Origin of the sequence: Spiroplasma alleghenense, from assembly GCF_003363775.1 — a bacterium.
GTDB lineage: Bacteria > Bacillota_I > Bacilli_A > Mycoplasmatales > Mycoplasmataceae > Spiroplasma_B > Spiroplasma_B alleghenense.
Map to the genome: position 1 here is coordinate 120765 of NZ_CP031376.1, position 20960 is coordinate 141724.

General features: G+C 30.1%; 18 protein-coding genes. 16 read left to right on the forward strand and 2 right to left on the reverse strand.

The genetic code is table 4. The features are described from left to right. Positions 1-21: 21 nt before the first annotated feature. The 3 genes from ptsP to SALLE_RS00545 all read left to right on the forward strand — a co-directional run bounded on the left by ptsP (position 22) and on the right by SALLE_RS00545 (position 2792). Positions 22-1746, forward strand: coding sequence for a phosphoenolpyruvate--protein phosphotransferase (gene ptsP / locus SALLE_RS00535; protein WP_115557709.1), 1725 nt, complete (start codon positions 22-24; stop codon positions 1744-1746). Between the two features lie 97 nt (positions 1747-1843). Then, a complete protein-coding gene (locus tag SALLE_RS00540) occupies positions 1844-2203 on the forward strand; it encodes a hypothetical protein (RefSeq protein ID WP_115557710.1) in 360 nt (119 codons plus the stop codon). A gap of 112 nt (positions 2204-2315) precedes the next feature. Then, positions 2316-2792 carry a PTS sugar transporter subunit IIA gene (locus tag SALLE_RS00545; protein WP_115557711.1) on the forward strand — a complete coding sequence of 159 codons (477 nt, stop codon included), beginning with the start codon at positions 2316-2318 and terminating at the stop codon, positions 2790-2792. 54 nt (positions 2793-2846) lie between these two features. On the opposite strand, the gene SALLE_RS00550 is transcribed toward SALLE_RS00545, so the two are convergent. Further along, entirely contained in the window at positions 2847-3458 is a 612-nt protein-coding gene (locus SALLE_RS00550) for a superoxide dismutase (RefSeq protein ID WP_115558707.1), read from the reverse strand. 99 nt (positions 3459-3557) lie between these two features. On the opposite strand from SALLE_RS00550, the gene SALLE_RS00555 reads away from it, so the two are divergent. The 7 genes from SALLE_RS00555 to SALLE_RS00585 all read left to right on the forward strand — a co-directional run bounded on the left by SALLE_RS00555 (position 3558) and on the right by SALLE_RS00585 (position 10347). After that, positions 3558-4589, forward strand: coding sequence for a CPBP family intramembrane glutamic endopeptidase (locus SALLE_RS00555; RefSeq protein ID WP_115557712.1), 1032 nt, complete (start codon positions 3558-3560; stop codon positions 4587-4589). Beyond that, entirely contained in the window at positions 4576-5493 is a 918-nt protein-coding gene (locus tag SALLE_RS00560) for a pseudouridine synthase (RefSeq protein WP_115557713.1), read from the forward strand. Before SALLE_RS00555 ends, SALLE_RS00560 begins: the two co-directional genes overlap by 14 nt. 64 nt (positions 5494-5557) lie before the next feature. After that, positions 5558-7468, forward strand: coding sequence for a hypothetical protein (locus SALLE_RS00565; RefSeq protein WP_115557714.1), 1911 nt, complete (start codon positions 5558-5560; stop codon positions 7466-7468). A gap of 4 nt (positions 7469-7472) precedes the next feature. Beyond that, the gene (locus SALLE_RS00570) at positions 7473-8780 is read left to right on the forward strand and encodes a DMT family transporter (protein ID WP_115557715.1); all 1308 of its coding nucleotides are present in this window, start codon (positions 7473-7475) and stop codon (positions 8778-8780) included. Positions 8781-8905: 125 nt separating this feature from the next. After that, on the forward strand, positions 8906-9295 hold the full coding sequence (locus tag SALLE_RS00575; protein WP_115557716.1) for a hypothetical protein: 390 nt from the start codon (positions 8906-8908) through the stop codon (positions 9293-9295). A gap of 173 nt (positions 9296-9468) precedes the next feature. Continuing rightward, positions 9469-9858, forward strand: coding sequence for a hypothetical protein (locus SALLE_RS00580; protein WP_115557717.1), 390 nt, complete (start codon positions 9469-9471; stop codon positions 9856-9858). 111 nt (positions 9859-9969) lie between these two features. After that, positions 9970-10347: a hypothetical protein gene (locus SALLE_RS00585; protein ID WP_115557718.1), complete on the forward strand. Its 378-nt coding sequence runs from the start codon at positions 9970-9972 to the stop codon at positions 10345-10347. Between the two features lie 60 nt (positions 10348-10407). Here the strand turns inward: SALLE_RS00585 and SALLE_RS00590 are convergent, their stop codons facing one another. Beyond that, positions 10408-10875: a hypothetical protein gene (locus SALLE_RS00590; RefSeq protein ID WP_115557719.1), complete on the reverse strand. Its 468-nt coding sequence runs from the start codon at positions 10873-10875 to the stop codon at positions 10408-10410. Positions 10876-10999: 124 nt separating this feature from the next. Here SALLE_RS00590 and SALLE_RS00595 point away from each other — a divergent pair, with 124 nt between their 5' ends. The 6 genes from SALLE_RS00595 to SALLE_RS00620 all read left to right on the forward strand — a co-directional run bounded on the left by SALLE_RS00595 (position 11000) and on the right by SALLE_RS00620 (position 19924). Further along, positions 11000-12625, forward strand: coding sequence for a hypothetical protein (locus SALLE_RS00595; RefSeq protein WP_115557720.1), 1626 nt, complete (start codon positions 11000-11002; stop codon positions 12623-12625). An 8-nt stretch (positions 12626-12633) separates the two neighbouring features. After that, on the forward strand, positions 12634-14640 hold the full coding sequence (gene ligA / locus SALLE_RS00600) for an NAD-dependent DNA ligase LigA (protein ID WP_115557721.1): 2007 nt from the start codon (positions 12634-12636) through the stop codon (positions 14638-14640). Next, positions 14640-14939 (forward strand): Asp-tRNA(Asn)/Glu-tRNA(Gln) amidotransferase subunit GatC, encoded by a 300-nt coding sequence (gene gatC / locus SALLE_RS00605; RefSeq protein WP_115557722.1) that lies wholly within the window; start codon positions 14640-14642, stop codon positions 14937-14939. Before ligA ends, gatC begins: the two co-directional genes overlap by 1 nt. Further along, positions 14939-16411: an amidase family protein gene (locus SALLE_RS00610; RefSeq protein WP_115557723.1), complete on the forward strand. Its 1473-nt coding sequence runs from the start codon at positions 14939-14941 to the stop codon at positions 16409-16411. The genes gatC and SALLE_RS00610 overlap by 1 nt, the downstream gene beginning before the upstream one ends. Beyond that, positions 16404-17846: an Asp-tRNA(Asn)/Glu-tRNA(Gln) amidotransferase subunit GatB gene (gatB, locus tag SALLE_RS00615; protein WP_115557724.1), complete on the forward strand. Its 1443-nt coding sequence runs from the start codon at positions 16404-16406 to the stop codon at positions 17844-17846. The genes SALLE_RS00610 and gatB overlap by 8 nt, the downstream gene beginning before the upstream one ends. A gap of 266 nt (positions 17847-18112) precedes the next feature. Then, on the forward strand, positions 18113-19924 hold the full coding sequence (locus SALLE_RS00620; RefSeq protein WP_115557725.1) for a hypothetical protein: 1812 nt from the start codon (positions 18113-18115) through the stop codon (positions 19922-19924). Positions 19925-20960: the final 1036 nt, after the last annotated feature.

The following is a 20960-nucleotide window of genomic DNA, read 5'->3' on the forward strand; positions in this document are numbered from 1 at the left end:
GAACATAAAAGGGAGATATATATGAGTAAAAAATTAACCGGAATCGGAGCTAGTGATGGAATCGCGATTGCTAAAACTTATCTTTTAGTTGAAGACCACATTAAAGTTACTGATTCAAAAGCAAAAGATGTTGAAAAGGAATTAAAATTAATTGAATCATCTCTTGCTAAAGCAAAAGCAGACTTGAGTAATTTACAAAAGATTGCTATGGAAAAATTAGGACCTGAAAAGGCAGCTATTTTTGAGGCTCACGAGCAAATCCTAGAAGATCCAGCAATGAGTGATGAATGAAACCAAATCGTTAAAAATGAAGGTTTAAATGCTGCTTTTGCAGTTAAATCAGTCGCTGATAAATATTCAGCAATGTTTTTAGCAATGGATGATGATTACTTTAAAGAAAGAGCAGCAGATGTAAAAGATGTAACCGAAAGATTAATTCGCTACATTTTAGGAATGCCAGTTTTAGACTTAGCAACAATCAACGAAGAAGTTATTATTGTTGCTGATGATTTAACTCCAAGTCAAACTGCTCAACTAAACCCAAAATTTGTTAAAGGTTTTGCTACAAACATCGGGGGAAGAACTAGCCATGCTGCTATTATGGCGCGAAGCTTAGAAATTCCAGCAGTATTGGGTTTAAAAAATATTACCTCAACTGTTAAAAGTGGTGAAATCATTGCTATTGATGGAGAATCAGGAGAACTTGAAATTGCTCCAGCAAAAGTAGCTGAGTGAAAAGAAAAATCAGAAAATTTCTTAAAATTTAAAAAAGAATTAGAATCGTTTAAAGATAAAAAAACTGTTACAAAAGACGGTTATGATAAGTTCATCCTTGAAGGGAACATTGGTTCTCCAAAAGATGTTGAAGGTGTCTTAAATAATGGTGGGGAAGGAATCGGTTTATTCCGTTCAGAATTCTTATACATGGATAACGACCACTTCCCAACTGAAGAAGAACAATTTGTTGCTTATAAAAAAGTAGTTGAAGACATGAAAGGTCATGTAACAATAATCAGAACTCTGGATATTGGAGGAGATAAAAAACTTTCTTACTTTAAATTTCCAGAAGAAATGAACCCATTTTTAGGATATCGTGCAATTAGATTTACATTAGACCGTAAAGATATTTTTAGAGAACAAATTAGAGCTTTATTAAGAGCTAGTGCATTTGGTCCTTTAGGAATTATGTTCCCGATGATTGCCACAATCGATGAATTTAAGGCAGCAAAACAATTTACTCTCGACTGTAAAAAAGAACTTGAAAAAGAAGGGGTAAAAGTAGGAAAAGATTTACAAATCGGAATGATGGTGGAAATTCCTGCTGCTGCTGTAAACGCTGAAAAATTTGCAAAACACGCAGATTTCTTCTCTGTGGGAACAAATGATTTAGTTCAATATTCAATGGCTGCTGACAGAATGAGTGAAAATGTTACCTACCTATACCAACCATACAATCCTTCAATTTTGAGATTATTAAAAATGACAATTGATGGAGCTCACAAACATGGTAAATGAGCTGGAATGTGTGGGGAAATGGCTGGAGAACCCAAAGCGTTGCCATTACTAATGGGTTTAGGATTAGATGCATTTAGTATGTCTGCAACAAGTATTTTAAGAGCAAGAAGCATTATGTCAAAACTTGACTTAAAAGACACACAAAAACTAGCAGAACAAGCGTTAGATTGTGAAACAACTGATGATGTAATTAAACTAGTTGACGAATTGCTAAAAAAAGCTAAAGTTTAAAAACAATCATTTCTAAAAACTACTTTTATAAGTAGTTTTTTTATTTTCCAATCCACAATGCTTTATTTACTTGCGAAATAAAGTTGGAGGATAAAATATGAACGAAAAAATAGAAATTGATTTTAGAAAAATAAAAATAATAATTGGTCAGGAAAAAGGTAAACCGTGTGTCTGGGTTGCGGACGGAAGCGCAACACCCGTTGATGTCAAATCATTTATTAATAAAATGCAACCAACAACTTTTGATAAAACCAGATACAATAAAGACATAAGAAAATGTTTAAGGGAGTATGAAATCAAAATGTCAAAATGTTCACAAGAAATTGAGCAAGAGTTAATCAAGGCTCATAAAATTTGAGAAGAAAGATTGCAAAAAGATCGCGAATTTTACCAAGCAAGAATTGATAAATTAGAAAAAATATTAATTCAAAATAATTTGATAAAAGAATTAGATTAAATAATTGTCTGAATTTAATTATATTAAATTCTTTTCATAACATAACTATGTAAAATAATTTATAAAATATCGTTTATAAATGGTATTATATTAATGTAATCGGAGGATGAATATGAGTTTATTTAGTAAAAATAAAGATGTACAAATATTTGCACCATGTGATGGTGAAATAATTGGTCTTGAAAAAGTAGAAGACGAAGTTTTCTCGGAAAAAATGCTTGGAGATGGTTTTGCAATCGATCCAGCAAATGGTGATTTTGTAGCACCAATGGAAGGAAAACTAGTTACAGTTTTTCCTTCAGGACATGCATATGGAATTAAGCATAAATCAGGTCTTGAAGCTTTATTACACATCGGTTTAGATACTGTAAGCCTTGATGGTGTTGGTTTTGATATCAAAGTGAAACAAGGAGAATCAGTTAAAGTTGGAGCTCCTCTTGTAATGGTTGATTTGGAAGGAATTAGAAGTAAAGTTCCTTCTTTAAAAACTCCATTAGTTTTCACTCAAGATTCACTTGAAGGTAAAACTATCGAAGTACTTGCAAAAGGAAAAGTAAAAAAAGGCGATTTAATAGCAGTCATAAAATAAAAAAACGGAATTTAATTTCCGTTTTTTGCTTATTATATAATCTCTTCTAATCTCTTATTTTAAAGCATTTGCATAAATTTCTTGAACATAATCTCAATCAATGATTGTAAGTAGGTTTTCGACATATTTTTCGCGATCATTGGCATAATCAACAATGTATGCGTGTTCTCAAAGGCATAATCCAATTAATGGAGTCATGCCCAAAAATCATGGATTATCCTGATTGAAAGTGTTGTAAACACGCATATTCTTATTTCTGTCTAAAACTAGTCACGTTCATCCACTTCCGAAGATTGACAATGCATTTCTAATCATCTCTTTGCAAAATTCATCTAGAGTGCTAAAGTTTTTAAAGATGGCATCTTTTAGAATACCTTCTTTTAAAGTTACATCTTTTTTGAAGTTCTTAAAGAAAAAGTTTAAATTCATTAAACCCCCGCCGTATTGGCGAACAAGAATATGGAGTTCTTTTGGCAGGCTTAAGTAGCTTTTAACCAAATCATTTAGATCCTCCACGAATCTTGGTAATGGGTAGGAACCCAATCCTTTGTTAAGTTTGTCTTCATATTCAAGATGAAACTTGTTGTAGTGTAAATCGATTTGTTCTTTTGAAAGTACTGGTTCAAGGAAACTGGTTCCCTGGTCTAGTTCTATTCTTTTAAACATTTATTTCCTTCTCTCTATTTAACACATAAGATAATATTATATTAATAATTAAAAATTGCATTATTAAAGTAAAATTAATTTATATGGAGGTCATTATTTATGCAAAAACAAGACAAAAAATCTGATTTTAATGAAGACGCAAGACAAAAAATCAAAGAAAACAAAAAAGGATGGGAAAAGGTTCAAATACCCAGCCGGTGAGTTGACGGTAACTTTCCTTTTAATTTCAGTACCTATATTGATAAAAATATAGGAATAATATTTTTTATAACTGGATTAATTGTACCGTTTTTTTCAGGACTTGTTTTAAGATTGGCTTTCTCCCTTGATGGTGGTTTTTCAGATGGATTAGGTTTAATCAATTTGGCTATCAGCATTGTTTCAAACGGGATTGGATTCTTTATTATTTGAGACAAGCGACGCTCGCTTATGTTTAAAACAACCTTATTTATGTACTATGCTTATGTTGTTTTGCCAATAGTGTTATCGCTATTACTGTCTCCAATTGGTTTCTTAGGTATTCCTGATTATTGAACAAGTTCAATTTTATTGTTGATTCAAGCGATTGTATTATTAACTTTAATTTACTGAGTTTTTAGTCGTGTTGATGAACTAAAATCAAGGGTTTATAAGACTTTAAAACAAAACTTTAAAATGCTACTTTTAGTGGCGGCAATTGGTGCAGCATCGATATTCATTCTCTCATTAATTTATGGAACAATTAGTAGTGCTCTTGGATTTTCTCAAAATAACTCAGAAAATCAAGAAAGTTTAGTTCGACCTTTAACACAAGGGAATCTTGGTTCACAAATTTTATACATTATTTCACTATTTGTATTTACCGTAATTGTCGCTCCATTAATGGAGGAGATAGTATTTAGGGACGGAGTCTTTACTGGTGCTTCAAACCGTTGAATTGGCTGAATAATGTCTGCAGTTCTATTTGCCTACATTCATATATCTGCTACCGGGGACTTTGAGCACTTATTAGAGTATTTAATTGCAGGAATTGTTTTAGCAACTGCCTTTAATATATGCCGTGGTAATGTGACTTATACTTGATTTATTCATGCGACAAGCAACTTAATTTCATTTATAATGATATTGGTGAGTGTTTATGCAATTAATTAAAGTTCAAAGCAATGATACGGGTCAGTCGCTTTTTAAGTTCATTAAAAAACGCTATTCAGATACTCCGCTTTCAGTAATTTATAAGTGATTTAGAACCGGTAAAATTAAGGTTAATGGTAAAAAAATCAGGGATCAAAAATTTTTAATTAATCTTGGTGATGAAATAATGGTTTTTGATACTAATAGAACTCTTGTAAGAGATAATTTTAAAGAGGCTGATTTCTCAGATTTAGAAATTGTTTATGAGGATAACAATATTTTGATTGTAGATAAACCTCATAATTTAGAGATTCATTCTCCGATTAACATTGCCCTAGATGATCAGGTTAAATCTTATTTGGTTTCTAAAGGTGAATATGCACCAGAAGAAGAAAATAGCTTTGTTGTTAGTCACGTTCATCGAATTGACAAACTAACTAGAGGATTGGTAATATATGCTAAAAATCGTCAAGCTCTAGAAAGTCTAAGTGAGGCTATTAATGACAAAAATAAAATAAAAAAAACTTATTGAGCTAATCTTGAAAGAAAAGTTAATAATAATTTGGAGGCTGTGGGTTGAATTAAGTATGACTCGGATTTACAAAAAGCGATTTTTCAAGAAGACGAGGATGAGGGATATAAAAAAGTTCAAACCAGCTTTTATCCTTTCGCTACTGAAAATGGTAACTGGGTTGAAATAATTTTACAAACCGGACGGAAGCACCAAATTAGAGCTACCTTAGAATATTTTGATAATCCCGTGGTTAATGATTTTCGTTACGGATATCAAAATCGTACAGGCCAAAAATCTATTATGCTTTTTGCGATAGAAATAAGCTTCCACAATCTAAACTCTCCTTTAGAATATCTTAATGATCAAAAATTTGACATTAAAGGTAAAATAAAAGAATTGCATAAATTTTAAACAAATAACATATCAAATAATTTGATATGTTAAAATTATATAATAGAGTTTAAAGGGGTAAAATATGGTTTCAACAAAATATGGAATTACAAGTACAATCGTTGGAACAATAATTTCTTTGTTCGGCGCATTGATTCAATTTTTAACCCTTTACTTCGTTTTACAAAATTTTGGAGCCACATTTAACGGGTTTGTCAAAATCGCTACAGCAATTGGGGCTATCATCGGAACAGCTGATGGGGCCTTGGGAATTGCTACCACAATTCTACTTGTAAAGCCAATTGCTCAAAGAGACTGAATTACTGCAAATGAAGTATTTTCTACTGCAAAGAAAAACTATCGTCGTGGTGCTAAATTATCAATAACTTTATTAATACTATCAGCAGTGTTTTACCCATTGTGAGTAATTATCAGTAGTTCAACTACAGATTTTTCAAACTTTTTTGAGCATTTTGGAATCGCCTTAAATGGGAAATCAGAGGTGACATTCGCTCCTTACTGACAAATGCTTTTAATTATCTTACTATTTGGATGTAAAAATCTTGGAGCTGGAGTAATATTTGGAGTTTATGAAAATGTTATTGCCGCTGATAGTGAAAACACCGTTAGAAAAATTGTTATTCTTTTCACTGATGTTATTGTATATTCGTTATTCTTTTACCTTTTAACCTTGCGGACTGTTGATCCAATTATTCCTTTTTTATCAATGCTACTTTATTCTCCAATTCGGGGTCTTATGATTATGCTCTATGTCAAGCGGAATTACTTGTGGATTAAGTTTAATCCGGATTTAAATAGTTATCAATTGAAAACATCAGCTACAAAGATTTCAAGAAGTAGTTTAGGAACATCCGTTTTAATGAACACCGACATCCTAATAGCAGCGGTTCTTTTAGGACTAAATGCTTCTTCAGTGCTTTCGCTTTATTTTGTTATCGCCGTTAATATTCGTCTAATTATGACAAATTTCATCACGTCATTTAGAGAATTCTTCGTAGTCCTTGTAATGAAAAACGGAAGAATCTATTGAAATAGTTACGCCAAATATGAGATTTATACTTATATAGTTGCTGGTTTTACTTTTATTAATATGTCAATTTTATCTCCATACTTAGTAAGTGCCTTATATGGTAATCTAATGGAATCTCAAATAGCCAATCCGTCAGTAGATAATATCTGAACAGCTTCGCAATTAATAATGTATAGATATGTTTTTTATAATCCAACTTTTTCTGTAATATTCGCTGGAATTACCAGTTTATCAATTTTGTGTGAAGCTCAAATTAATATAATCCAAGCTAAAAGTCGCTATGCTGAAGTTACTAAGGTTCAAAACTACTTAGGTTTTAGTTATATAGTCATTGCCTTTATTTCAACGGGAGCAATAACCTTTACTAGTTTTGGTGGCGACATGTACTTGGTTTATGCTTTGATGTCTTTTATGATTTTAAAACTATCGTTTTTATTAGCCCGCTATTCATATTTATGGTTTTACGTTTATCGGTACGCAACTTATAACTCAAATATTAAAAACGTTTTTCAAAACGCCTTGATATTAATGATACCAGCAGCCATTTCTCCAATTATTCAGTTTACAGTAATTGATAAAATGGTACCACTTAATTTAGCAACGCTATCTTTCATTCCTCTTGTTGGATTATTTTTTGCAACAGTTTTTGCATCAATTGGATTAATTTTCACAGTTGCATTAATATTGTCACCAGGAATGGTTATGGGGATCGTTCGAAGATTTCCAATTCTCGGAGAAAGGTACAGGCGACGAAAAGAAGCTGAACGCCAAGAGAGATTAAAGAAAAATAATATTTCTTTAGCAGATTTAAATTCCAAAGGGAATATAATTGTTCAAGAATATTTAAGTATTAATGAAGAAGAAATTGCTAAAAGTCTAAGCAATAAAGAAAATTTAGACTCCAATATTTCGGAATTAAAAAAAGTTTATAAAATGAAAGGTTAAAAAAATGAAAAAACAAGAAGTAAAATCCGAAAATACGATAACGTTTCAAAGTGAAAATTTAGTTGAAAAAAATCATCGTGTCGTTTTGATCGGGATTTTTGTTGGTCTTTGTAGTGCGGTTATTTATTCGTTAATGCCGCTGCTAAGTAATATCGAAACCGCAATTGAAAATCCAGTTTCGGGATTAGGTCGTTATGGGACCTATACAATATCAACCCTATATGTAACGTGGCAAGAAATTGCTGCAGCTGTAACAATGCTATTTATCTTTGGCCCAATGAGAGCTTTTAGATCATTTAAATTATTAAAGCACCGTAAAGCGTGATTTATTGTCTTGCTAGGATTCCTTGGTGGTCCTATCGCGATGGTATTTATCACTCTTGCAGCATTGTTTGTAATGACTGGTGCAGGATTGAGTGATGGAACTATTGGTTCAATGTTGTTGAACTTGCAACCAGTATTTTGTGCAATTGCTGCAATGGTATTTTTAAAACAAAAACAATCAAATTATACAATCGTAGCATTAATAATTACTGCCATCTTGATGGTGGGTTTTGTAACAACTTTTGGAGTAGCTGAAAAAATTCAAGTACAATCAATTTTGGGAATTGTTTTTGCTCTAATTGCAGCTGGTTTGTATACCTTAGAAGCAATTGGTATGGAAAAACTAATGAAATATTCAGAATTTAATTTCCCATTTCAAGAAACAAGTTTTATTAAAACAACTTTTTCAGCATTATTTATGATTATCTTAATGCCATTAGCAAGTTCAATTGATTTTTGAAGTTCTAGTGATATAACTGCTGAAAGTTATGGACATGCTTTTCTTAATGGTTGAGCTTCATTTGAAATAATGCAGTCTTGGGTTGTGGCATTGAAATTTATTGGCTGTGGTATTCTATTGGCTTTTGGTCGAACAATGTACTATTATGCTATTAAACATGCTAGTGGAACATATGCTGCATCAACACAATTGTTAATGTTAATTTGAACCCCAATAATTCAATATGTAATGAATGGGATTGCGCGAGGTAATAACCTTGTGGCAATACAAGATGGATGATTAACAAGTGGTCCACCAGGGTCAATTAATAGTATTAGAATCCTGACTTCTGAGCCACAATCTTATTATTGATTCTTTGTAATACCAATTATTTTATGTTTGTTTGTAATTACCTTCAATCAGTTCTTTGTTGATTTACAAACAAAGGGTTGGCAACAAGCCAAAGCAATTTGATTTACAAAGAAGAATAAAAATTTGGAAGAAGAAATTCAACAAAAAGAAGTTAAAATTAAAAAAGAAAAAAAATAATATTTTAAAATCAACCCAATTTCAGAGGACGATCTCTGTTAAGGGTTGTTTTTTTGTTATATTATAATATTCAAGAAATTGTTGTTAATTATGTATAATATAATTGTAAAGAAAAGAGATTTAAAATGAAAAAGACTAGCAAGATTATTACAATGATTGGCTCAATTATAACGATATTTCTAATGTTTATTATTATGCTGGGTATGTGGATGATAATTTTAGATATGCAAGGCATTGGTGATTATAACAAATTTTTTGGAGTGGTAATTACCGCGATTGTATTAGTTATCGCAATGATTCTACCATTATTGGCGGGAATTTTTGTCTTATTAAAAAATAAAAAATTCAGGTTAACTGGTTATATATTAGCGATGTTATCTGGATTACTAACTTTGATAATAGTAGGAATAGTTTCTACTTTTGGTTTTATAACAGTTTTTGTAATTTTGACAATAGTCGTGGGAATTACAACAGCGACTGGAGGAATCCTTGGTATTGTTTTTGATAGAAAATAATTTTAAAATTAATTTTTAATTTGATAGCTTAAAATAGACAAAATACTATTTTTATTTAGGCCATTTAATTTTATGAAAATTTTTCAAAATCAGAATTCATAATTATTAATATTTATATCTTAGCAGTTCCATTTAATTATGTATAATGTATTTGTAAAGAAAAGGGATTTTAAATGAAAAAGGCAAGCAAAATTACAACGTTGGTTGGTACAAGTGTTACTATATTACAAATATTTATTGCAATGATTTGAGTTACTATTGTAATTTCAAATATGGGAGAAATCAGTTCTAGTACCATAGCTTTTGGGGTTGGAATTACGTTGCTGATTTCAATTACCGAAATAGTATTATCGTTATTAGCTTTAATTTTTATTTTATTAAAAAGTAAGAAAATTAACCTAGTTGGTTATATTCTATCGATTTTAGCCGGGGTACTTGCGATATTAATTGTCCCGGTGCCGTCAAATTTTGGAACAACCAGAGCTTGAGAAATTATTACAATACTAGCAGCAATCACAACAGTAGTTGGGGGAATCCTTGGTATTGTTTTTGACAGGAAATAATCTGAAAAACTGGCTTTTATTTATTTAGCTTAAATTATTAAAATTATTAAGTCTATATTTCAATAGACTGTATTAATTGTGTATAATAAAAAAGTAAGAAAGGTATTTTATATGAAAAAAGCAAGTAAAATTTTAACAATCGTTGGTACTAGTATCTCGGTTGTGTTAGCACTTATCGGAATGATCTTAGGTATTGTCGGTATAACAGTAGCATCGGATGAATCAGTTGCTGTTAAGGGTATAGCCATGGTTTTATTCATCGGTTTATCAATTGCGGGAATGATATTGCCACTATTAGCATTAATTTTTGTTTTAATGAAAAGCACTAAATTAAACTTTGTTGGTTATATTCTAGCAATCGTTACTGGAGGATTTGCTGTATTAGGAATGTTATTATCAGGAGTTGGAGTAATAACTTTACTATCACTAGCATCAGGGGTTGCCACTTTAGTCGGGGGAATTCTTGGGGTTGTTTCAGCAAAGAAATAATTACAATAAAAAAATCTTGAAAACAAATGTTTTCAAGATTTTTTTGTAAATTTTTGAGTACTATCGCAAATCTAACTTATCTGCAATCTTTTTGTAAACCATGATATTGCATTGGTCATCTTCAAATGAATCAAAAACAAAAACTCCTAAAAAATGATAGCCAATAACCATTTCTTTTTCGAAGAACTTACCAAAAACTGCTAATTTTAAATCCTTTTGTTTAGCGGCTTGTTTTTTCTTAAAATCTAAGGTTCTCTCTGATTCGAATTTATAAATAGTATCCAAGGCCTTATTGGGATAAATTGCATAACCTTTTTCGATTTCTAATTCTTTCTTTTTCTCTGTTACAAAATTAGGAAATCAAACTTGCTCATTTTCGCTAATTTTATAATTTCCTGTAATATATGATATTTTGTTTTCGTCAGTAAAAACACTTGAAACAACATCAAGAATTGTTCTAAAAACAATATTATCCTGAGTTGTAATGTATTTTCTGTTTTTAATCTCATGAATTAGGCTATTTGACATAAAATGTTCTCCTTTTGTTAACACTTAAAGTATACATTTTTTTTGTTTTAATTTCATTACCTAAATCTTAAAATAGAAATTTGCAATAAAACTCTATGATATAATTAAAAAAAGGAGTATTGTCATGCAGTTATCTTTATATGCTCTTGGTTTTGCAACTTTTATACTTTTTATTAGTTATACTTCAGGATCAATAATAGCAGAAATTATGAAATTAAGAACTAAAAACCCATTTGCAAATATTGCTTTGGGATTTTTTTCGTACTTCGCAACTTTAACTATTTTAACGTTCCCTTTGCAACTGTTTAGTGCTCTTCCGTATGTTTTCTTTATCTATTACACAATAGTATTATCACAGTTGTATTTAATAGTTTGTGTACTATTATTTAGGTATTGAATTACTTCTACTTTCTTATCAATTTCTTCTCTTATATTTGTAATTGTTGTTGTATTAATAATGTCTGTTAATCTCTTCAGTGGTAAAATATTTGGAACAGGTGATTTTACAAGTCACAAAGGAACACTTTTAATTTTAGATACTTTCAAAAACAAACCAATCTCATTTTTCAATGGTAAAAACCCAGTTAACAATCTAGGATATAAAGTTTTACAATCTTGATATGCATTACAAATGGGAATGATCATAATTACTAAAGCCACCCCAAATGATTACTTCCAACTGATTAATAGTTTCAATTTTATTATTGACGCTTTTATAGTTGCCTCAATTTTTATGGTCGTAATTACTAGATTTAACGATGTTGAACATCAAGGATATCGCCAATTTGGAGTATTCATGACAATCTTTTATATAATAGGTTTAAAATTTTTCTTGGGCTATGTTGGTCTGAAATTATTTAATGAGATGACTTATTTTGTCTACCTAATTTTTTATGCACTAACTTTATTAATAAGTTACTCTAATCACAAATTCCGCGAGCATAACCTTCCTTTAGTAATTGGTTTTATCCTAGGAAGTTATATTTCATTTTCTTGAGAGAATTCATACCCGATAATATTTTTACTATATGCCATTGTCTTTGCTTTGCAAAGAATTTCGCAAAACAATTACACCAAAGATATTATAAAAATATCTTTATTCCCATTAATTAATTTAGTATTTTTTAACTTCTTTGAAAAATTATACTTCCAATCCGCTTTCTTTGGTGCAATTGTATTACTATTTTTCATCGTAATTTACTTTATGGCAAAAAAATATTCTAGAATAATTAAGTTTGAAACTTCGTTTGATAAGAATAATAACTTCTTTGTTCTCTTCTTACCTTTGCTATTTGCTGGTTTATCAGTAATGTTTATTCTAGCAGCACACGAAGATTTAATTTTAATGTTTATGAATTACTTGAGTTTTATTTATAACTGAACAATTTTCATAGAGATTCCCAAAGCTCGTCAATGAATTGCCTTAGTATTAACAATAATATTGCTGGCGTTTTCTCTTTCTTGAGTATTTATTCGCAAGAATATATCTACATCAAAGTTGTCAACAATTTCAGACTTAACTGCAATTAGTTTCATAACATTTTACAACCCATTAGTAATTAAATTTGTTTCAATCATTTACAAAGATTTTGTAAAATTAAATGGAACAATTATGGCGGTACTTTTTGTTCATCTTGCCTGTGTAGGAATTTATACTCTCACAAATATGTTGGGTAATTATCTGAGCAAGAAAACTATTGCTCCAAGTCCAAAAGTTAGACACAAAAGAAATATATATGAAATAAATTAAGGAGTCTTATGAAAATAAATGAAGCTAAATTAAAAATAACAGAGCTTACTGAAAAGTTAAACCAATGAAACTTAGAATATTATGAAGATGATAATCCAAGTGTTGATGATGTTGAATATGATCTTGCATTGAAGGAACTAAAATCACTTGAAACACAGTTTCCTGAACTAATTTCGAGTGAATCTCCAACTCAAAAAGTTGGTGGATTTATTGCAAGTAAATTTGAAAAATATGAGCACAGCCAACCAATGTTAAGTTTGGGTAATGCCTTTAATAAGGAAGATTTAATTGAATTTGATCAACAAATTTTAAAAGTAACAAATTCAGATAAACATAATTATTTTGCTGAATTGAAAATAGATGGACTATCAATATCACTAATATATAAAAATAAAAAACTTTTCAAAGCTGTTACTCGTGGTGATGGTTTAGTTGGAGAAGATGTTACTGCCAATGTTAAAATGATTAAAGAAATACCCCATGAGATTGAAACTGATGAAGAAATTGTTGAAGTTCGCGGGGAAATATATTTATCCAAGGATGAGTTTGCTAAAATAAACCAAAAAAGATTGGCTGCAAATGAACCGATATTTGCCAACCCTAGAAATGCTGCGGCAGGAACTTTACGCCAACTTGATTCTAGAGTCGTTAAGGAAAGAAATTTAAAAGCTTTTTTATATTTTTATATGAACCGTGAATCGGATTCTATTAAAACACATGAAGAATCTTTAGAATTAATTAAGCGCTTGGGACTACCAACAAACAATGAGGGTAAGCTTTGCCAAAGCATTGAAGAAGTTTGAAATTACATCGAAAAATATACTCAAATAAGAAATGACCTTCCATATGAAATAGATGGAATAGTAATTAAAATTAATAATTTTGAACTTTATGAAAAAATTGGTTACACAAGTAAAACTCCAAAGTGAGCAATTGCATTTAAGTTTCCAGCAGAGATAAAGTCAACTAAATTAATTGATATCTTTCCAACAATTGGAAGAACGGGTAGAGTAACTTACAATGCTCAACTAGAACCAGTGCAGATTGCCGGTACAACAGTAAGGGCTGCAACCCTACATAACGCAGACTTTATTATTTCAAGAGACATTAGAATAGGTTCGATGGTGAAAATAAAAAAAGCAGGAGACATTATTCCTGAGGTTATTTCAAGCATTAATGATAATGAATTTGAAAAATTGGCTATTTGAAAACCGGCCACAAACTGTCCAGATTGTGAAAGTTTTCTAGAAAAAACACCCGGTGAAGTTGATCAGTACTGTATAAATAATAACTGTCCAAAAAAAATTATTAAGAGTTTGGAACATTTTGTCAGTCGCGATGCTATGAACATCGAAGGTTTAAGTATCAAAATATTAGAAAAACTTTATGGAGAGAAAATAATTAACGATGTTGCTGATATTTTTAAGATTGAAAAATTTGAAAAACAAATAGTTGAGCTAGAAAATTTTGGAGAAAAGAGTTTTAAAAATTTGATCACAGCAATTCAGAAAAGTAAAAATAATTCTAGTGAAAGATTATTATTTGGTTTAGGGATTCGTCACGTTGGTAAAAAAACTGCTAAGGTGCTAATCAAGAATTATAAATCAATTGTAAATTTAATGAAAATTGATTTTCAAGAGTTGTCACAAATTTATGATATTGGAGTCGTAGTTGCTCAATCTTTAGTTGATTGATTTCTAGTTGAAGAAAATAAAAAGTTAATTGAGAAAATAAAAAACCTTGGAGTAAATTTGGATTATAAAAATGAAGCAGAATCAGTTAGTGAATTATTTTTAAATCAAATATTTGTTATTACAGGGACATTATCAAAATCTAGAAATCATTTTAGAGATTTATTAGAAAATAATGGTGCTAAAGTTACAGAAAGCATTAGCAAAAATGCCAACTATTTACTCGCTGGAGAAGATGGTGGAAGTAAGCTTGCAAAGGCCAAAAACTTAGGAGTTAAAATAATTTCAGAAAAAGACTTAATAAATATGATGGAGGAAAAATAATGGAAAAGAAAATAATATCTCCTGAACTAATTCAGGAATTAGCTAATGATATAATGTTGAAAATAGATGACAAAGAAGCTGTTGAAATTTTTAATACTGAACAAAGCTTGCGTAAAAAATTTGAAAAGGTTGTAAAAATAAATACCGACAATGTTGAACCAATGTATTATCCGTTTGAAATTAATGAAGTTGGATTAAGAGAAGATGAGGTAATGTGAACTAATGACCAAAAGGAAGTTTTAAAAAATGCTCCCTCAACAGAAGGGGATTACATTACAATTGTTAAGGTGGTGAAATAATGAAATACGAAAATCTTTCAATAGTAGAACTGAACAAACTTATCGTTGATAAAAAAATAACTATCACTGATCTTACAAAAGCTGTATTAGAAAATGTAAAAAAATATGAAAAAGAAAACTTTATGGCAAACACCTGTTCACAATTAGCCTTACAACATGCTCAAACTTTAGATAAAAATTTAGTAAAAGATAATTTCCTTTATGGAATCCCTTATTTAATGAAAGATAACTTTGCCACAAAAGGAATAAAGACAACTTCTTCATCAAAAATTCTAGCAAACTTTGTACCAACTTATGATTCTGGGCTTTATGATTGTTTGAATGATTCAAAATCATTATTGATTGGTAAATCTGCTTTGGATGAATTGGGAATGGGAGGAAGTGGACTTTATGCTGCTACAGGGATTATTACTAACCCAAGAAATTCTAAACATCAAGTTGGAGGAAGTTCTAGTGGAAGTGCTTGGGCTGTTGCCAAAGGGATAGTTCCATTTGCTACAGGGACAGACACTGGAGATTCCATTAGAAAGCCTGCAAGCTATAATGGCATTGTTGGATTCAAACCTACATACGGAGCAATTTCTCGTTTTGGCCTTTTCCCATATTCACCAAGTTTAGATCACGCAGGTTTTTTTACTCGTAACGTTGAGGATATGGCAATTCTGGCAGACGCCTCATTTAAAAAAGATAAAAGAGATTTAACTTCAATCGAAATATTGGATAAAAATTTTCAAAAAAATATAAACAATTTTGATAAAAAAATAAAATTTGCTTACTTAAAAGAAGTTCACGAGGCCCTGCCCAAAGAATTACAGAATCAATATCAAAATTTTTATGATAAATTAAAAAAAGATAAAATTGAAGTCAAGGAAATTACATTTGGACAAGAACTGTTAGACGCAATTCCTCCAGTATATATGATGATTTCGTTTTCTGAAGCTGTTAGTCAAAACTCAAATTTAAATGGAATCAATTTTACTGATCGAGTTAATGGTTCAGACTTTCAAGAAATAATGACCAACACAAGAACAGAGCTTTTTGGTAAAATTGTAAAGCGTCGTTTTATTATTGGCAGCTACCAACTCAAAAGAGAAAACCAGGAAATATTATTGGAAAAGGCTAAAAAAGTTAGAAGACTAATTGCTAACCGAATTGAAGAAATTTATAAATTAGTTGATATCTTAATATTACCTCCTTCAATTGAGGTTGCCCCTCTAGTTGATACCAAAAAAATAGTTGACCTGGAAGACAATGAAGATGAGAAATTAGAATTCTTGAATGACATTTTAATTATGGCAAACTTCAATGGGATGCCATCGATTACTTTACCGTTTGTAAATAAAAATGACTTGCCAATCGGAATTAATTTAAATGCAGCACCAAAAAAAGATTTACAACTTTTACAAACTGCTCAATTTGTTGAAAACTTAATAGGAATTAAAAATAAAATTGCAGGTGATAAATATGAATAATTTTGAAGTAGTTATTGGAATAGAGAACCATGTGGAATTAAAAACCAAGTCAAAAATGTTTTGTACTGGTCCAGTGGAATATGGTGCAACCCCAAACACTAAAGTTAGTGAAACTGATTTGGGTTATCCAGGTGCGTTGCCAACCGTAAATAAAAAAGGGGTTGAATTAGCAATTTTAGCAGTCAATGCTTTGGGAATGAAACTGGATTCTAAATTAAGATTTGATCGCAAGAGTTATTTTTATCCAGATTTAGCTAAAGGTTTTCAAATTACTCAACAATTTTATCCAATCGGTAAAAGGGGAAAAATTGAAATTGAATTAAGCAATGGAGAAAAGAAAACTATAACAGTAGAAAGAATTCACATCGAAGAGGATACAGCAAAGCAAACTCATAAAGACGAGCTAACATTTTTAGATTACAACCGTAGTGGAGTTGGTCTTATTGAAATTGTTAGTGACCCAGTAATTCGAAGCGCCGAAGAAGCGGTGGCTTATGTTGAAAAATTGCGTGAAATTTTATTGTTCTCAGAGATAAGTGATGTAAAAATGAATGAGGGATCTCTGCGTTGTGATATTAATATTTCACTGCGACCTATTGGTTACCAAGGATTTGGGACAAAGGTTGAAATAAAAAACTTGAATTCATTAAGTAACATAAAAAAATCAATTGAATTTGAAATTAAGCGACAAACAGAATTATTATTAAATAATGAACCAATTGCAATGGAAACTCGTAGATTTGACGAAGGTAAACAAGAAACTATTTTAATGAGAACTAAAACTGATGCGGTTGATTATCGTTATTTTAGAGAACCAAATATTCCTCCAATTCAACTAGATGTTAATTGAATTAAAGAAGTTATTAAATCAGCTCCAGAACTAGCGGATGTTAAAAGAACCCGTTATGCAAAAGAGTTTAATATAAAACCTGATGAAATAAATCAAATTTTAAGTTCTTTGGAAATTAATCAATTTTTTGAAGCAACTTTAAAATATACAAAGAACTATTCTAAAGTGGCAAACTTATTATTGGGTGACATTCAATCGCTTCTAAATAAGGATGAAATTGAAATTCAAAATGCTAAAATAAAACCTAAGCATATTGGGGAATTACTATCACTAATTGATGAGGGTGTAATTTCCTCAAAACATGTAAAAACAATTCTGCCAATTTTAATTCAAAATGGAGGTGAAGTTAATAAAATTATTGATGATAATAATTTAAAACAAATTTCAGATCCTTTTAAAATCGAAGAATATTTGAAACCAATATTTGATGAAAATATTGAACTATTAAATCAATTCGAAAAAAGACCTGAAAGAGTTACTAAAACTTTAATGGGACAGTTAATGAAAGAAACCGGGGGTAATGTTAATCCTGATGTTGCTCAAAGTATTATTTTACAAATGATTGAAAAATATATCAAGAAATAAGTATATAAAAAAGCCCAATTATCCTTTAAAAGATAGTTGGGCTTTTGTAATGAAAATAACATATTTATTTTTTCTTAAAAATTTTAAATCAATTTACTTAAATAATTAAGTAGTCATATACTATCATTTTCTGCTAAATTTTTACCTTAAGATAACTTTCACATTATAAACACTGATAAGTTGTATTAAAAATAAGTATAGTGTATACTTAACATAAGCAATAAGAATATATTTCTACAATATATATGCTAAAGGAGAAACAAAAAATGAGAAAATTACTTAGTGTATTTGCTTCAGCCACCATAGCCGTTTCAGCACCACTATCGGTTGTTGCGTGTAAACAAACAAATAGAGAGGATAGTGAATATGATTTTCAGGTTAGACGTAATAGTTTTATTGCCTTGATAACTCAGATTTTTCAAAGTAAAATGCAGTCATTTTTTGATCCACTTAGATTCGTTGCGCAAGAGAATTCCCCTTTTACAGATGAATTAACCATAAATTATTTAAGGGACAAGGCAGAAGAAATCAATCAGGGAAACGGTTTTGCTTTTGATTTTATTAAATCAGAGTTAATAAAATTTGTGAACTGAAATTCGGTTTTATCAGAAACATCTGAAAAAGTGTCTGAAAACGTTAACTTTAGAAGTTTTCTGGTTGATGGCAAAAATCCTCTAAGTGAAGGAGTAGATATTACTTCAATAAAAGTTGAAAGCGGCGGTAAAGAAATAGCGACCATGAAAATCAATTTCAGAACTCAAATTTTACTACTAGATCACAATAAGGAAAGAGAGTATCTTCCAATCAACTACAACACTCAAGTAAATATAATAAATGAAACAGGATCTGCAGATGAACTAAACCGTATCAATAATGAGTATTTAAATTTATTTAATAGTAACAACCTTGCTAATTATTTTAAAATTGAAAGTAACAAGGGAAATTTTGAAACTGTTGGGAAATTAATCAACGCCGAAGATGGTGCAATCAAAAAAACTATTAGATCTCTTATTAATACTATTAAAGTCGAAAATGGCAGTTTTGTAATTAACACCGATAAAATTTCTATAACGATTGATGAAGACTATTTATCAACTGGATCAACAACATTAACAAGCCCTACATTTGAATGGTCGCGCAACGGGGGGTCTTCGGCAGAAACTATTAAATTTAATGATGATATGAGAAATTCTTATTTTGGGGATGAAAAAGCCAAAGATGCCGTAGTTGAAGCATTATCAAGCAACGAACAAAATTTAGTGCATTCTTGACCGCATTCAGAATTCACTCAATCAAAAGTTAAAAGTTATGAGGATATGTCAATTGCAATCAATCTTTTCAATATTCAAGAAAATTTATGAAATAAAAGAGCTTTTGAAAATAAAATAAAAACAAGTCAACCACTTTTTGCAATTGATGAGCTAAATGATCAAAAACTAATTTCACTTTTTGGTACCGAAATTAAAAACACAGTGGTTGAATTCAGAGAACAGTCATTTGAATTGTCAACGCCTTTTATAATAGTTCGTCAAAACACAGAAGAAACAGGAACGCTAACGCTATATAAAAAATTCTTAAAAGACGCCTTGAACTATCAAATCTTATTTAATGGGCTAGGTGAAGAGTATATGAGAATAACTAATCCCGAACAGATATTTTACTCAAATAAGCCAGAAAGTTGAAATAATCAGGAAATTTATAACCAACCTCTTGATTACTTGGAATATAAAAATGAATTCTTCTCCGCAGCCAGTGAGGAAGCGAAAGAATTTCAAAAAACATTTGATTTCACAGTTGACTTAATATCGATGAAAACATCGTTAAAGTTTAATGTCGGTTATGAAATGGCTAGATATTTTTGAATAAAAGAAGATAATTCAATTTATATATGAGTTGATTGAGACAATAACCCACCAGTAGCTCGAAACTACCCTTGAGATTCACAACTTGCAACTTTCTTCTTTTCATCTGGGGTGGAGGGTAAGACATTGATGACAACTGGTTTAGCTACAGGAACTAGAGGTGATGTACTACTAGATTTAAATTATGGTAGCACGAACTGGAAATTTAAAAGTTAATTTTAGTAACAATAAATATATTTATTAGCATAAATATCTAATTTAAAATATAGCTATCCTGATTAAAACAAATATTAATTACAATATTTCGTTAAGCATTCATGAAGATGATAAAAATTGAATTTCTGGAACAATATTAATTAACCCGCAATCTAGTTGAAAACCAGGTGGCGGGTTTTTTGTGGTTTGCCCCCTAGTTGACTTTATATATACTAGGTATAGATATATAACACTATAATAGAATGAACCCATTTTAGGTCTCCTTAAGGTTGATGTTTCTAGTAAATTTCAAGCAGTAGCAGTATTTACTGATTTTACATTTTTATTAGTATATTTTTTTTAATTGTATGGCGTTTTCCGATTTAAAGGTAATAGTTTCATCATTTTATGTCTGAAATAACCGTTCTTCTTCGAATTTTTAAGATGGCCGCAATTGATCTATGAGCCAACAATTTATTGGTTCCCTAAATTCTATCACAATAATTGAAAATCATTTCAATATCTAAATCATAACTTTCATCCCGCTTAGTTTTATAAATATTTCTATCTCTTTTTATTCAATTATTAAAGCCGCTATAGTTAACTTTAGCAACTTCGCAAAGTCAAAGCGAATCAAATCCTTCATTTTTGAAAGAATCAATAATTTTAAATAATTCTTAGTTTAATCTTTGTTTTTATATTTCTGAAGTATGCACGAGTAAACTTTTCCATCACAATAGCTCTAGCCCGATTTATTTAAACCTTTTCTCGGTTAACTAACTTTTCTTTTAAAAATTGAGTTTTCAGTGCTCTCATTAGTTAATTGTACTTTAAAACTTCCTAATTTTCATTCTCTTGTTTCTGCTTTCAAACTTTAACCACTTTAGCTAAAAATTTTTGATCACATATATTAATAATTCTTCCATTTTTAGTAATACCGTATTTTCTCCCAGTTTTTTACTGAAATATTTGACCTTATAAAATCTGCTATAATTGTTAATTTATCTTTAAAAGTAAATTGTTTTATCATTTAAAAATGTCACCCATATATAAATAT